The sequence below is a fragment of the Rhizobium sp. T1470 genome (assembly GCF_042140505.1).
Taxonomy (GTDB): Bacteria; Pseudomonadota; Alphaproteobacteria; order Rhizobiales; family Rhizobiaceae; genus Rhizobium; species Rhizobium favelukesii.
The window spans coordinates 1,574,793-1,589,110 of the sequence record NZ_CP148091.1 but is presented as its reverse complement, the minus strand read 5'-3'; the positions used below and the strand labels follow the sequence as shown (position 1 = coordinate 1,589,110).

At 59.7% G+C, this 14,318-nt stretch carries 13 protein-coding genes; 6 read left to right on the top strand and 7 right to left on the bottom strand.

Annotation, left to right across the window (positions count from 1 at the left end):
• Positions 1-98: 98 nt before the first annotated feature.
• The 6 genes from lptF (at position 99) to rsmA (ending at position 7,715) form a co-directional block, all read left to right on the top strand.
• A complete protein-coding gene (gene lptF, locus WGT02_RS07965; RefSeq protein WP_024316481.1) occupies positions 99-1,277 on the top strand; it encodes an LPS export ABC transporter permease LptF in 1,179 nt (392 codons plus the stop codon).
• The gene (lptG, locus tag WGT02_RS07960) at positions 1,274-2,362 is read left to right on the top strand and encodes an LPS export ABC transporter permease LptG (RefSeq protein ID WP_208248402.1); all 1,089 of its coding nucleotides are present in this window, start codon (positions 1,274-1,276) and stop codon (positions 2,360-2,362) included. Before lptF ends, lptG begins: the two co-directional genes overlap by 4 nt.
• Positions 2,362-4,719, top strand: coding sequence for an LPS-assembly protein LptD (locus tag WGT02_RS07955; RefSeq protein WP_024316479.1), 2,358 nt, complete (start codon positions 2,362-2,364; stop codon positions 4,717-4,719). The genes lptG and WGT02_RS07955 overlap by 1 nt, the downstream gene beginning before the upstream one ends.
• Positions 4,720-4,906: 187 nt before the next feature.
• Complete coding sequence (locus WGT02_RS07950) at positions 4,907-5,857, top strand: peptidylprolyl isomerase (protein ID WP_024316478.1); 951 nt, start codon at positions 4,907-4,909, stop codon at positions 5,855-5,857.
• Between the two features lie 5 nt (positions 5,858-5,862).
• Positions 5,863-6,888, top strand: a complete 1,026-nt coding sequence (pdxA, locus tag WGT02_RS07945) for a 4-hydroxythreonine-4-phosphate dehydrogenase PdxA (protein WP_208248404.1) — start codon at positions 5,863-5,865, stop codon at positions 6,886-6,888.
• A complete protein-coding gene (rsmA, locus tag WGT02_RS07940; protein WP_024316476.1) occupies positions 6,888-7,715 on the top strand; it encodes a 16S rRNA (adenine(1518)-N(6)/adenine(1519)-N(6))-dimethyltransferase RsmA in 828 nt (275 codons plus the stop codon). Before pdxA ends, rsmA begins: the two co-directional genes overlap by 1 nt.
• Here the strand turns inward: rsmA and gmk are convergent.
• The 7 genes from gmk to fabD all read right to left on the bottom strand — a co-directional run bounded on the left by gmk (position 7,712) and on the right by fabD (position 14,230).
• The gene (gene gmk / locus WGT02_RS07935; protein WP_024316475.1) at positions 7,712-8,374 is read right to left on the bottom strand and encodes a guanylate kinase; all 663 of its coding nucleotides are present in this window, start codon (positions 8,372-8,374) and stop codon (positions 7,712-7,714) included. The genes rsmA and gmk overlap by 4 nt on opposite strands.
• 4 nt (positions 8,375-8,378) lie before the next feature.
• Positions 8,379-9,266, bottom strand: a complete 888-nt coding sequence (locus WGT02_RS07930; protein WP_208248408.1) for a YicC/YloC family endoribonuclease — start codon at positions 9,264-9,266, stop codon at positions 8,379-8,381.
• A 15-nt stretch (positions 9,267-9,281) separates the two neighbouring features.
• Positions 9,282-10,517: an endolytic transglycosylase MltG gene (gene mltG / locus WGT02_RS07925; RefSeq protein ID WP_024316473.1), complete on the bottom strand. Its 1,236-nt coding sequence runs from the start codon at positions 10,515-10,517 to the stop codon at positions 9,282-9,284.
• Between the two features lie 117 nt (positions 10,518-10,634).
• The gene (gene fabF / locus WGT02_RS07920) at positions 10,635-11,897 is read right to left on the bottom strand and encodes a beta-ketoacyl-ACP synthase II (RefSeq protein WP_208248411.1); all 1,263 of its coding nucleotides are present in this window, start codon (positions 11,895-11,897) and stop codon (positions 10,635-10,637) included.
• Between the two features lie 94 nt (positions 11,898-11,991).
• Entirely contained in the window at positions 11,992-12,228 is a 237-nt protein-coding gene (locus tag WGT02_RS07915) for an acyl carrier protein (protein ID WP_003547058.1), read from the bottom strand.
• Between the two features lie 290 nt (positions 12,229-12,518).
• Positions 12,519-13,256 carry a 3-oxoacyl-[acyl-carrier-protein] reductase gene (gene fabG, locus WGT02_RS07910; RefSeq protein WP_024316471.1) on the bottom strand — a complete coding sequence of 246 codons (738 nt, stop codon included), beginning with the start codon at positions 13,254-13,256 and terminating at the stop codon, positions 12,519-12,521.
• Between the two features lie 29 nt (positions 13,257-13,285).
• Positions 13,286-14,230 carry an ACP S-malonyltransferase gene (gene fabD, locus WGT02_RS07905; protein WP_024316470.1) on the bottom strand — a complete coding sequence of 315 codons (945 nt, stop codon included), beginning with the start codon at positions 14,228-14,230 and terminating at the stop codon, positions 13,286-13,288.
• Positions 14,231-14,318 lie beyond the last annotated feature (88 nt).

Here is a 14,318-nt window from a genome sequence, read left to right as displayed (position 1 = left end):
AATTTTCGACGCTGGCTTGTCGCAAAAGCGAACCAAAGAGCGTAGATGGATTTCGCTGCATAGCGGCATCGGTTCGCAAATGGCGTTCAAGGGCATGAATGAAACTGCTTGAAACATATATACTCCGGCGTGTTGGCCAGATGTTTCTCGTTGCCCTGTTGCCGGTGCTCGCGATCATTTGGACGACTCAGGTTCTGCAGCGCGTCAATCTGGTAACCGACAGCGGCCAGTCGATGGGGTCGTTTGCCAAGCTGGCGACGTTGATCCTTCCATCGATCATTCCGATCGTGCTGCCGTTCGCAATTGTCATTGGTGTCACGCAGACGCTGACGACGATGAACAACGATTCGGAGCTGACCGTCATCGATGCGGCCGGTGCCAAGCGCGGCATCATCCTGCGCCCGATTCTTATCCTCGCCGCGGTTATCAGCGTCTTTTCCTTTCTGGTGGACAACGTCGTCGAGCCGAAGGCCAAGACCGGCGTTCGCCAGATGGTGGCTGCGGCTTACGCGGATCTGCTCTCCACAGTTATTGAGGAGAAGAACTTCCGCCGCATCGATACCGGTCTTTATGTGCAGATATCGGAGCGGCTGGCGGGGCGTGTGCTTAAGGGCTTGTTCGTCGTCGACGAGCGTGACCCTGCGTTCGAGCTCATCTACTACGCACGGGAAGGCGCCGTTGACGAGAAGGGCACGTCGCTCATCATGCATGATGGCGAGGTTCACCGCAAAACGCAGACCGGCGAAGTCTCCGTCATTCGCTTCGATTCCTACTCCTTCGACCTGTCCGATCTGACGCAGAACCGCGGTCAGGCAACGCTTCGAGCATCCGACCGCGAGCTTCCGTTTTTGCTCAATCCGGATCCGAACGACAAGGACTACATCGCCAAGCCCGGCAGTTATCGTGCCGAATTGCACCGCCGTCTGACGGATTGGGTTCTGCCGATGGTGTTTGCGCTGATTTCGCTGGCGATTGCCGGTGACGCGCGCTCCCATCGCGAAGCGCGGCTGCATCCGATGGTGGCGGCGCTCATCTTTGCATTCGCGATTCGTTGGGCGTCATTCTACGCCGCTAATCAGATCGATACTGATCCCGAGTATATTGGTGTCCTCTATGCGATTCCCGTGATCGCCAGCCTCCTCGCAATCGCGTCTCTGTCGCATCACAAGCGTCTGTCGGTCGTGTCCGCAATGAGCGACCACATCGCCGCAGCTTGGCAAAGACTGTTGCGACGCTTCGGGCGGTCGGCAGGTCCCTCCGCGGGAGGTAGCGCATGATCTTCGGGACGCTCGGCCGCTATTTCTTCCGTCGTTATCTGCTGACCACAATGTGGTTCTTTCTCGGCGTGATCGGCATCGTCTACCTCGTAGATTTCAGCGAGACGGCTGGCCGCCTCTCCGGTCTTCCCGGCTACACCGTGACAGGCGGCCTCGTGATGACGGCCGTGCGCCTGCCGCTCATTATGCAGCAGACCGTTCCCTTCATTGCCCTCTTTGTGGGCATGACGGTTTTGATCGGCCTCAACAGAAAATACGAATTGGTCGTGACGCGCGCTGCCGGCATCTCGGTTTGGCAGTTTATGTCGCCCTTTCTTGCCGGCGCCTTTTTGCTCGGCGTCCTCGTCATGACTGTCCTCAATCCGCTGGCAGCATGGGGGCAACGTCAGGCCGCCATCGTCGAGAGCAACTGGCGCGGAGAAGGCTCGGCGACGAATGCCGCGCCGCAGGTTCCGTGGCTTCGCCAGATCAGCAGCGGGGACGATGCCATCATAGGAGCGCATACGGTTCTGGAGAACGGCACGCTGCTTATGGATGCGGTATTCGTGCATTTCGATTCGACCGACCACATCATCCTGAGGCAGGACGCCGCGTCGGCAAAATTGGAAGATGGTTACTGGCTTCTTAAGAATGTTGTCGAGCGCCGTCCGGGCGAAGTCGCGGCACGCAAGGATGAGGTGCGAGTCCGCACCAATTTGAAACAGGATTTCGTCCAGCAAAGGCTGACAGCCCCTGAAACTGTTGGATTTTTTGATCTTTCGAGCCGAATTGACGCAGCGAAATCCTTTGGGATTCCGACCAAGGCTCTCGAGACGCAATTTCATTCATTGTTGTCCCAGCCACTGCTGCTTGTTGCCATGACTCTCATTGCTGCAACAGTGTCTCTAAAATTTAGCCGGTTCAACCAATCGAGGTCGGTGATTCTGGGTGGAATCCTGTCAGGCTTCGTGCTTTATGTGGTCACCGTGCTTGTAAAAGCATTCGGAAGCAGTGGGGTTGTCCCGCCTTTCGTGGCGACGTGGATTCCGGTCACCGTTGCCTTGGCTTTGGGTGCAACAATTCTGCTTCATCAGGAGGATGGCTAGTGGCGGCAGGCGACCGCAAGACTCTTAGTAAACAGTTGGTTGCCCTGTTCGTAGGCGCGGCTCTGTCTACCTATTCCAACGGCCTTCCTGCTGCCTTCGCACAGGATGCCCTGCAAAATATGAAGCCGACCGTATCTGGCGACGAGAAGCTGATTCTGTCGGCAAACGAGCTCGTCTATAACAAGGACGCGCAGATCGTTTCGGCCATTGGCGGCGTGCAGATCAACTACGCCGGCTACAAGATGGTGTCGCAGCGCGTCGAGTATAATCAGCAGACCGGGCGCCTGATGGCGCTTGGCAACGTCGAGCTCGTTGGCCCCGACGGCAATCGCATGTACGCCGACAAGCTTGACGTCACCGACGACTTTGGAAACGGCTTCGTAAACGCGCTCAGAATCGAAACCGCCGACAATACGCGCCTGGTTGCCGAAACCGGTGAGCGTGTTGGCGGCACGCAAATGATCCTGAACAAGGGCGTCTATACTGCGTGTTTGCCTTGCGCCGAGAAACCGGAACGGCCTCCCTTCTGGCAGGTCAAGGCTGAACGGGTCATCCAGGACGGCGTCAAGCATACGATTCGCCTCGAAAAGGCGCGCTTTGAGCTCCTTGGTCATCCGCTTGCCTACGTTCCGTGGATCGAAGTTCCCGACAACACCGTGAAGCGGAAGTCCGGCTTCCTGTTTCCTAGTTTTGTCACCGCTCAAAATCTCGGCTTCGGCCTGTCCGTCCCGTATTACTACGTTATTTCGCCGAGCAGCGACCTAACGGTCACGGGCACAGGTTATACGACGCAAGGCTTTCTGCTCGACGCAGAATATCGTCAGAGATTTGAAAACGGCACGCACACGTTGCGCATGGCTGGTATCAATCAGCTCAGCCCGGAGACCTTCACGGCCGGCACAAGTGATGCCGAAAATGACCTCCGCGGCGTTGTCGCGTCGAAGGGAGATTTCCAGATCAACCCTCGCTGGGCGTTCGGCTGGGACGTCATGGCGCAGAGCGACAACAACTTCTCTCGTACCTATAGTCTGAAAGGACTGGACTACTCGACAAAGACAAACCAGGTCTACCTAACCGGTCTCGGCAAGCGGAATTACTTCGATCTGCGCTCGTTCTATTTCGACGTGCAGAACGCCGATACAAACGACGTCGCCGAGAGGCAACAGGCAATCGTCTATCCGGTGATGGACTATCACTTCGTGGCGCCGCAGCCGCTCGCCGGAGGCGAACTTTCTGCCGATATCAACTTCACGAACCTGTCGCGCACTCACGACGACTTCTACAGCGTCGCAGGATTCGACCGGTTCCGTGGTCTTGACGGCCAGACGTCCCGTCTGACGGGCGAACTGGAATGGAAGCGGACGTTTGTGACGCCTGAGGGTTTCCTGATCACGCCGTTGCTCGCTGCGCGCGGTGACGCCTTGGCGTTGAACATGACACCTCCGCCGACCTCTGGCACGTTTGTCTATGACGGCAACTACGACGACAGCAATGCGGCGACGCGTTCGATGTTTACCGCCGGGTTGGAAATGCGCTATCCCATCCTTGGCACGACCGCAAACAGCACGCACCTGTTCGAACCCATCGTTCAAATCTATGCGCGGCCCGACGAACGCCTTGCCGGCGGTCTTCCGAACGAGGACGCGCAGAGCTTTGTGTTCGACGCGACCAGTCTTTTCGAACGTGACAAGTTCGCCGGTTACGACCGCATCGAGGGTGGCACGCGCGCCAACGTCGGCTTCCAGTACACTGGCACGTTCGACAATGGTTACAAGCTGCACGGCATATTCGGCCAGTCCTACCAGCTCGGCGGCCAGAATTCCTTCGACACAGCTGATCTGGTGAATGTCGGCGCGGACTCTGGTCTGGAGAGCGACGTGTCCGACTTCGTCGGTCTCGGCGGCATTGAAACGCCGCAGGGCATCGCCCTCGCGGCCTCCTATCGGCTTGACGAAAAGAACCTCGGTTTCCGTCGCGGCGATTTGACAGCCGGCTTCCAGAACGACAACCTCCAAAGCCAGCTGATCTACACGCATGTCTCAGCGCAGCCGGCGTATGGCTTTGCGGAGGACAACGATGAGATCCAGGCCAAGGGAACTGTTAAGTTCAAGGATTATTGGTCGGTATTTGGCGGCGTAGCCTGGGATCTTCAGGACAACACCATCGTGAGGAAAACATTCGGCCTGACCTATGAGGACGAATGCACGATCTTTACGATCGCATATAGCGAAAAGCGTGATACCAGCGCCGAAACCGCCAGCGACTGGAGTATTGGCGCCAGGTTGACCTTCCGCACGCTGGGCGATATCAACCTCGGCGGCGCGGTGGATACCAACACGACCATCTACCAGAATTGATGGAGAGTTCAGCAGTACGGCGGAAGAAAGGGCCTTTCTTTCGCCGTAAGACTATGCAGGACATTGTCGCCAGTTGATATCTAGGGCATATGCTGAGTTTTCAATTTACAGCGGCAACGCCCGTTTGTCTCGAGAAGGTATGCGCGCCGCGACGTGAATGCGCGGCGTCAATGGGAAGGGTCGATAGATGATTGGCGCCAAAAGAACCGTCAAAACAATGATTGCCGGCGCGGCTTTCGCAATGTTGGCAGCGTTTGCCTCACCGCAGACGGGATCAGTTTTTGCAGCAAGCGAAGTCAGAGTGGTCGTCAACGGCACGGCCATAACCAGCGGTGATGTCGCCAAGCGCCAGGCATTCCTCCGGCTGCAGCACCAGAAGGCTGATGCGAAGGCCGCCGAAGAACAGCTGGTCGACCAAGCACTGAAGCAGCAGGAAATCGCGCGCGTGCGCATGTCGGTTTCCAAGGACGACGTCGATGCATCGTTCGCGCGGTTTGCGAGCGGCAACAAGCTGACGACCGATCAGATGACGCAGATTCTCGAACGCGCCGGCGTCGGTGTCGCTCATTTCAAGGCTTTCATTGCCGTGCAGATGAGCTGGCCGCGCCTCGTCAATGCTCGCTACGGCTCGAGCGCCCATATGTCGAATTCCGACCTTGTTGCCCGCATGATGGAGAACAAGCAGAAGCCGGAAACCACGGAATATATTTTGCAGCAGATGATCTTCGTCGTCCCCGCCAGCAAGAAGGGCATCGTCGGCAAGCGCAAGAGCGAAGCCGAGGCATCGCGGTCGAAGTATCCAGGTTGCGAGCAGGCTAAGGTGTTTGCCGCAACGATGCGCGACGTATCGGTACGCGACCTCGGCCGCGTTATGGCTCCCGAACTTCCGGCAGAGTGGAAGCCGCTCGTCGAACAGGCAAAGGGCAACACGACGGCGACGCGCGTGACCGACAGGGGTGTGGAATATATAGCCATATGCAGCCAGCGTCAGGTGTCCGACGACCAGGCAGCGGAAATGGTGTTCCGCCAGGAAGACCTCGACAAGGCGAAGGCAGGCAAGAACGCACCTCCTGAAAACCCCAACGCCCAGAAATATCTCGAAGAGCTGCGCAAGAAGGCGCAGATCATGCGCCCCTGAGCAAGATGGCGATTTCGTTCTCGCGCCCACTCGCGCTGAGCCAGGGCGATCCGGCCGGTGTCGGCCCCGACATCACATTGCTGGCTTGGATGCGGCGCAGGGAGCTCGGACTCCCTCCGTTCGTGTTCATTGGCGACCCTGATGTGCTGGCGTTGCGTGCCAAGCTGCTGGCCCTGACGGTTGCCATTCGCGAGACCGATTGTGCCAACGCCAATGACGTCTTTGCCGATGCCCTCCCCGTGCTTCCCATAGCTGCAGGCATCGGGGTTGTGGCGGGCGAGCCCCACGTCGCAACAGCGAAGGCCACGATCGCTGCGATCGAAACAGCCGTCTCGCTGACGATTTCAGGTGAAGCCCTTGGCGTCGTCACCAATCCAATCGCCAAGTCGGTGCTTTACGAGTCCGGCTTCCCCTTCCCGGGACACACCGAATTTCTGGCAGATCTCGCCGCCCGAGCGACGGGAAAAGCAGCTATGCCGGTGATGATGCTCGCCGGTCCAAAGCTGCGCACCATTCCGGTCACAATCCATATTCCCCTCAAGGACGTGCCTCAGGCGCTGACGGCGGAACTCATCGTCGAGACCTGCCGGATCGCTGATGCCGACCTTAGGCGTCGCTTCGGGATCGAGCAGCCGCGGCTCGCGATAGCCGGTCTCAATCCGCACGCTGGCGAAGACGGCACGATCGGCAAGGAGGATGAGGCGATCATCAAGCCGGCCATCCAGTTCCTTAGGTCCGAAGGCATCAATGCGATCGGGCCCCTGCCCGCCGACACCATGTTTCACGACGAGGCCCGGGCGCGTTACGACGTCGCAATCTGCATGTACCACGACCAGGCGCTGATACCGGCCAAGGCGCTTGGCTTCGACGATTCTGTCAACGTCACCCTTGGCTTGCCCTTCGTGCGCACCTCGCCCGATCATGGTACCGCCTTCGGCATTGCCGGCAAGGGACTTGCACGTGAAGGCAGCCTCGTCGCAGCCCTGAAGCTCGCCGGCCACCTTGGACGCACTGTGGAAGGGCGCCTTTGATGGCTGCCTTGGATGGGCTGCCGCCCCTTCGCGATGTCATTCAACGTCATGGCCTTGATGCACGGAAGGCGCTCGGCCAGAATTTTCTGCTCGATCTCAACCTGACGCAAAAGGTTGCGCGAACGGCCGGCTCGCTGGAAGACGTCACGGTTTTCGAAGTAGGCCCGGGCCCGGGCGGCCTGACGCGCGCCATTCTGGCGCTCGGCGCAAAGAAAGTGATCGCCGTCGAGCGCGATTCTCGCTGCCTACCGGCCCTCGCCGAAATTGCTGCCCACTATCCGGGACGGCTTGAGGTGATCGAAGGCGACGCATTGAAGACGGACTTCGAAGCTCTGCCACCAGAAGGTCCGGTGAAGATCATCGCTAACCTGCCCTACAATGTGGGCACGCAGCTTCTGGTCAATTGGATCCTGCCGAAACAGTGGCCTCCCTTCTGGCAATCGCTGACGCTGATGTTCCAGAAAGAAGTCGGCGAGCGCATCGTCGCGACCGAAGAGGATGATCACTATGGACGTCTTGGCGTGCTTTGCGGATGGCGCACGAAGGCGCATATGGCGTTTGATGTATCGCCGCAGGCCTTCACACCGCCACCGAAAGTGACGTCGACGGTCGTTCATCTGACCCCGAACGAGAACCCGATCCCCTGCTCTGTCGCTGATCTGGAAAAGGTCACCCACGCGGCCTTCGGCCAGCGTCGCAAGATGCTGCGCCAGAGCCTCAAGCCCCTCGGCGGCGAGGCCTTGCTCAACAAGGTGGGCATTGACCCGCAACGGCGGGCCGAGACGCTGTCGGTCGCCGAGTTCTGCCTGCTTGCCAACAGCCTTTAAAGAGCCGGCGTTTCCTCAAGCAGCTTTGTGACGAAATCAAACATGCCGTGGCGCCGGTCGCGGCGTAGCCGTTCGGAACGAACGATCGATTGCACCGCCTCGAAAGCAGTGTTCAAATCGTCATTGATAATGACGTAGTCGTACTCCCGCCAATGCCCGATCTCCGAGCGCGAATTGGCGAGACGCGTCGCGATCACCTCCTCCGTGTCCTCGGCCCGGCGATGCAGGCGGGACTGAAGCTCCGTCATCGTCGGCGGCAGAACAAAGATGGACACGACATCGGCGGACATCTTGTCCTGAAGCTGCTGTGCGCCCTGCCAATCAATATCGAACAGCATGTCACGGCCGTCTGCCATCGCCTGCTCAACGGGCTCCCGCGGCGTGCCATAGAAATTGCCGTGCACCTCGGCCCACTCCAGCAATTCGTCGGCATCGCGCAGCCGTTCGAATTCGCGGACCGACTTAAAATGGTAGTGGATGCCCTCAATCTCGCTTGGCCGGCGCTGGCGCGTGGTCACGCTGACGGACAAACCGATCTGCTTGTCCGTTTCCAGCAGGGTGCGAGCGATCGTCGACTTCCCGGCGCCCGATGGCGACGAGATGACAAGCATGAGACCGCGGCGGGCTATCGGGATGGGCGCGGTTTTCGCCGGCTTCATTGGTCTACTCCAGATTCTGGACCTGCTCGCGGAACTGGTCGATAGCGACTTTCAGCTCGATGCCGGCGGCCGTGACCGCAGCGACATTCGACTTCGAGCAGATGGTATTCGATTCGCGGTTAAATTCCTGTGCAAGGAAATCGAGCTTCCGCCCGGCGGGACCACCCTTGCTGAGCAGGTCGCGGGCGGCAACCACATGCGCCTTCAGGCGGTCGATCTCTTCGCGAAGATCCGCCCTGGTGGCCAACAACGCGGCTTCCGCATGCAGCCTGTCGCGATCCAGCTTTCCCGAACCATCCATCAGCAAGGCGACTTGCGCAGCCAGTCGGCCAGCAATCTCTTGCGGAGAGCGGGAGGGGTCACGGTCGATGGTCTGCGTCAATCCTTCGATCGTGGCGATATGGTCCAGAAGGACACGCGACAATGCGGCACCCTCCAGTTCGCGCATCTGACGCAAGTCGGCAAGGGCCGTGATCAGGCCTTCGACAATGTCGGAATCGCGCGCTGCGATCGCTTCGTCGCCGTCTTCGGTCTCACGGAATTCGATGATGCCGCGGATGGCGAGCAAAGTATCCAACTGCAATGGCGCGGGATCGATGATGCCGCCAAGCTGGTCACGCAAGGCGAGCACGGCGGAGAGCGCTTCCTGATTGAGGACGGTTTCAATGCGGCTCTCGCCGGCAGAGACGGAAAGCGACGCCTGCATATTGCCGCGGCTGAAGCGCTCGCCGGCGAGGCGGCGAACATCATTCTCCATGCGCTCCAGCCCCGGCGGGAGCCGCAAGCGCAGATCCAGGCCCTTGCCGTTGACCGACCGCAGTTCCCACGCCCAGCGCCAGCGGCCACTCGTGCCCTCACACCGTGCAAAACCGGTCATGGACTGCAAAGCCATGCAAGCCTCCGAAAATCAGTTCGTTTTCTTTTTCTTCTGGGCAGCCGGCGCGGCGGGCGCATCCGACTGCGTCTGGCTTTCAGGCTGTCCGTCAACGACAATATTGGGGTCGGCACCCTTGGCCGCTTCCAGCTGACGCCAGCGTTTGACGTTGGCATTGTGTTCCTCGAGCGTCGTTGCGAAGACATGCCCGCCGGAACCATCGGCAACGAAATAGAGATCCTGCGTCTTCCAGGGATTGGCGACAGCCTCCAGCGCGTCTCGGCCCGGATTGGCGATCGGCGTCGGGGGAAGGCCCTTGACTACATAAGTGTTGAAGGGCGTTTCCTTCTTGAGGTCTGATTGATAGATCGGGCGATCCGCCGGCTTTCCATCGCCGCCGAACAGCCCGTAAATGATCGTCGGATCGGACTGGAGGCGCATCCCCTTGTCCAGCCGGTTGAGAAAGACGGAAGCCACATGGGCGCGCTCGTCCGGAACGCCGGTCTCCTTTTCGACGATCGAAGCAAGGATGATCAGTTCGCCCTTTGACTTGAGCTGCAGCGACGGGTCGCGCTTGTCCCAAACCTGGTCGACAAGCTTCTGCTGTGCCGCAGCCATCTGCTCGATGATCTCGGCCCGCTTCGTGCCGCGCGAGAACTTGTAGGTATCCGGACGCAGGCTTCCTTCGGCAGGCACGACGGTCGGCAGGTCGCCTTCCAGCACGCTATCCTCGTTCAGACGATTGAACATCTGGCGGACTGTGAGGCCTTCCGGAAACGCGACGGAATACAGGATCGACTTTCCGGATTTCAGCAGTTCCATGATGTCGTTCATGGAAGCATGCGCCTTGATTTCGTACTCGCCCGCCTTGAGGCTCTCGCCGTCATCAAGATGCGTCGTGGTGAGATAACGGAAGATACGTGCGTCCGACACGATGTTGTTGCGTTCGAGGCTTGCGGCGATCTCAGCAACGCCGGCGCCGCTTCGTACGATGAAATTCGTATTTGTCTCCAGGGGACCGGGATTCTGGTAGGAAGAGATCGCGTAATAGAAAAGGAAGACGGCGGCTGCGCAGCCGAGCACGACAAGCGTCATCACGAAGTTCAGGAAAATGATAACCTGGCTGCGCGCCTTCTTCGAGCGCTTCGGCGGCTCGGGAACTCGTTCCGGCCGAAGCGCCTCGCTCGGCGACTTGGGAATAATCGGCCCGCTCTGCGTCTGCTGGCTTTCCTCGCCGATCGTCCCGTTGCTGTGGTTCGTATCGCTCACCGGCAATCCTCTAAACTTGGCCTCAAGTCCCGCTTCTTGCTAAGCAATGCGGCAAAATGCAGGTAGGGCCACGCCGCGCGTGGTGCAGCCCCACCGTCAGGACGTCAACGCCTGCACTCAAGCGACGTAGCGGCGCAGCACCAACGATGCATTCGTACCGCCGAATCCGAAAGAATTCGACAGCGCGACGTTGATTTCCCGCTGGCGCGCCTTGTGCGGAACGAGATCGATTGCGCTCTCGCGCTCAGGATTGTCGAGATTGAGCGTCGGAGGCGCAACGTTATCGCGAATGGCAAGCGTTGCAAAGATCGCCTCGATCGCACCGGCCGCACCGAGCAGGTGGCCCGTCGCAGACTTCGTCGACGACATCGAGATCTTGGAGGCCGCATTGCCGACCAGGCGCTCGACGGCACCGAGTTCGATCGTATCGGCCATCGTCGATGTGCCATGCGCGTTGATGTAGTCGATATCCGCGGGCGTCAAGCCGGCGCGCTTCAACGCCATCGTCATGCAACGCTGCGCGCCTTCGCCGTCCTCTGACGGGGCGGTGATGTGATAGGCGTCACCGGAAAGACCATAGCCCACGACCTCGGCATAGATCTTGGCGCCACGCGCCTGGGCGTGTTCCAGTTCTTCGAGAACGACGATGCCGGCGCCCTCACCCATGACGAAGCCGTCGCGGTCATTATCGTATGGACGCGATGCCTTGGTCGGATTGTCGTTATGCTGGGTGGACAGCGCCTTGCAGGCGGCGAAGCCGGCCAGCGAGATGCGGCTGACGGGGGACTCCGTGCCCCCCGCGACCATGACGTCGGCATCGCCGAATGCGATGAGACGGGCTGCGTCGCCGATCGCGTGCGCGCCGGTCGAGCATGCCGTGACCACCGAGTGGTTCGGCCCACGCAGCTTGTGACGGATCGATACCTGGCCGGATACGAGGTTGATCAGACGGCCGGGAATGAAGAATGGAGAAATACGGCGCGGGCCCTTGTCGCGCAGCGTATAGCCGGCTTCGACAATACCTTCGATGCCACCAATGCCGGAGCCGATCAGCACGCCCGTCGAGACCTGCTCTTCGTCCGTCTGCGGATGCCAGTTCGCATCGTTCAGCGCCATGTCGGCGGCTGCCATGCCGTAGATGATGAAGGGATCGACCTTGCGCTGTTCCTTGGGCTCCATCCAGTCGTCGACATTGAAGGTGCCGTCGCTGCCGTCACCAACCGGAATGCGGCAGGCGATCTTTGCGGGGAGGTCGTCGATTTCGAATTCAGTGACCAGGCGGGCGCCGTTGTGACCCGCAAGCAAGCGGGACCACGTCACTTCCGTTCCGCATCCCAAGGGCGATACCATACCGGTACCTGTTATAACGACCCGTCTCATCGACTGCATTCCCCGCCTTTTATGTTCTTGGAGAACCATGCCAGAAATAAAAAGGGCGGACTCCGGGTCCGCCCTCTTTCTCAAATGCTCAGGATTAAGCCTGAGCCTTTTCGATAAACTTTACGGCATCGCCGACCGTCAGGATCGAGTCAGCAGCGTCATCCGGAATCTCAACGCCGAATTCTTCTTCGAACGCCATGACCAGTTCGACGGTATCGAGCGAGTCTGCGCCCAGATCGTCGATAAAGCTGGCGCTTTCGACAACCTTGTCGGCATCGACGCCAAGATGATCAATAACAATTTTCTTTACGCGTTCTGCGATATCGCTCATGTCGGTTTCCTCGACCTTATGTCCTGATCAGAATGCCTTGTGACATCCCTACCCTGTTTCAGCCTGCGGCGCCCCTTGAAGCCACCTCGGCAAACTCTTTGACCCCGGCTACCAGAAATGTCCCAGGCTTGCACAAAAGCCCGCCGGTCCGTCTGCTTTCTCGGGAGACTGTTCACAGTCATGGCCCGCTTAACACGGTTTAAGTCTGCCGCAAAGCCAGAAAATCAACCCCATCGGGTTGGTCAACACGCTATTGCGGGGAAAATCTGCCCGGAAGGCAGTTTCCCGTTTCAGATCATGGCCATGCCGCCGTTTACGTGCAGCGTCTGGCCAGTCATATACGCAGCTTCCGACGAGGCGAGATAGGCGACGGCGGAGGCAACTTCGGCGCCCGTGCCCATGCGCTTCATCGGGATCGCTCCCATGATCGCTTCCTTCTGCTTGTCGTTCAGCTTGCCGGTCATGGCGGACTCGATGAAGCCCGGCGCCACGCAGTTGACAGTGACGTTGCGGGTTGCAATCTCCTGAGCCAGCGACTTGGTGAAGCCGATCATGCCTGCCTTGGAGGCGCAGTAGTTCGCCTGACCTGGGTTGCCGGTAACGCCAACGACCGAGGTGATGTTGATGATGCGGCCATAACGGCGCCGCATCATCGGATGCGTCAGCTCGCGCGTCAGGCGGAACATCGCCGTCAGGTTCACTTCGATGACGTTATCCCAGTCTTCATCGCTCATACGAACAAACAGGCCATCCTTGGTGATGCCGGCATTGTTGACGAGGATGTCGAGGCCTTCGAGATCGGCCTCGGCTTTGACTCCGAGTGCTTTGACTTCGTCGCGGTCTGCAAGGTTCGCCGGAAAGATCTTGACGCGATCGCCGAGATCATTCGCCAGCGCCTCGAGCTTCTCGACGCGCGTTCCGTGCAGGCCGACGATGGCGCCCTGTTTGTGAAGGATGCGGGCGATTTCCTCGCCAATGCCGCCGGATGCGCCGGTAACGAGAGCCTTGCGGCCGGAAAGATCGAGCATGGAAGCGTTCCTTGTAATCGTTAAATCAATCATGCCATCAGAGCGGCAACGGCCGCATCGATATCGGCAGGCGTATTGACGGCAATGCCGTTCACGGTCTTGTCGATGCGGCGTGCGAGGCCGGTCAGGACCTTGCCTGAGCCAATCTCATAAAGCGTCGTAGCGCCATTGGCCGCGAACCATTCAACCGTCTCGCGCCAGCGGACCTGGCCCGTGACTTGCTCGACGAGCAGCCTGGCAATCTCGTCGGCGTCGGTCACCGGTGCGGCACGCACGTTGGCGATCAAGGGCACGACCGGGTTCGACTTCTTCACACCCGCCAGCGCTTCACGCATTGCTTCAGCAGCGGGCGCCATCAGCGAAGAATGGAAAGGAGCGGAGACCGGGAGCAGGATTGCGCGCTTCGCACCCTTTTGGCTCGCAATCGCGGCGCCCTTCTCGACGGCTGCCTTCTCGCCTGAAATGACGATCTGGCCGCCGCCATTGTCGTTGGCGACCTGGCAGGAGCCGACGGCTGAAGCCTCTTCGCACAGGGCGACGACATCGGCATGTTCGAGGCCAATGATGGCAGCCATCGCGCCAACGCCAACCGGTACGGCAGCCTGCATGGCATTGCCGCGAATGCGCAGCAGGCGCGCGGTATCTGCAAGCGAGAAGGTACCGGCGGCGCAAAGCGCGGAGTATTCGCCGAGCGAATGGCCGGCGACGTAGGAGACCTTCGCCTCCAGATCGACACCCTTGGCTTCCAGGACGCGAATGACGGCCATCGAGACCGCCATCAGCGCCGGCTGTGCATTGGCGGTCAGCGTCAGCGTGTCCTCCGGACCGTTGAACATGGTCTCGGAGAGCTTCTCGCCCAGAGCTTCGTCGACGTCTTGGAAGACGGCGCGTGCCTCGGCGAAATTCTCGGCAAGATCCTTGCCCATGCCGACAGCCTGGCTGCCCTGCCCCGGAAATGTGAAAGCGATGGTCATCCTGCGTCCCTTTTATATGGGCCTTTGAGTGTTTTGCCTCCAATTGACATTCTTTGTCAGAGAGTCAAGTGCCGGACGCCCGCGTTCC